The 565-nt window shown below is 65.7% G+C and carries 1 protein-coding gene; it reads left to right on the plus strand.

The window, feature by feature from the left end; genetic code table 11:
- Positions 1-565, plus strand: a 565-nt coding sequence (locus D1614_RS28560) for a CaiB/BaiF CoA transferase family protein (protein ID WP_147384404.1), incomplete at both ends; no start/stop codon positions are given.

Below are 565 nucleotides of genomic sequence, written 5' to 3' on the forward strand. Positions count from 1 at the left end.
AAGACGCTCGCCGACTTTGGCGCACAGGTCATCAAAATCGAGCCGCCGGGGCAGGGCGACCCGCTGCGCAAATGGCGGATGCTGCACGAGGGCACATCAGTCTGGTGGGAGGCGCAGTCGCGCAACAAACAGTCGGTCTGTGTCGACCTGCGGGTGCCGCAAGGGCAGGAAGTCGTACGCAAGCTGGCGGCCGAAGCCGATGTCCTGATCGAAAACTTCCGGCCCGGCACGATGGAAAAGTGGGGGCTCTCGTACGAGGCGCTTTCGGCGGTGAATCCGAAGCTCATCATGTTGCGCGTGTCAGGCTATGGCCAGACGGGGCCCAAACGCGATGAGCCCGGCTTTGCGGCCATTGCCGAAGCCATGGCCGGCCTGCGCTATTTGACCGGTGAGCCGGGGCGCCCGCCTGCCCGGGCGGGGCTGTCGCTCGGCGACACCATCGCCGGTTTGCATGGCGCGTTGGGCGTGCTACTGGCGCTGTACGAACGCGATGCGCGCGGCGGCAAGGGGCAGGTGATCGACGTGGCGTTGTATGAATCCGTGTTCAACCTGACGGAGAGCCTGC

The organism is Maribellus luteus (assembly GCF_003576475.1).
Lineage (GTDB): Bacteria > Bacteroidota > Bacteroidia > Bacteroidales > Prolixibacteraceae > Draconibacterium > Draconibacterium luteum.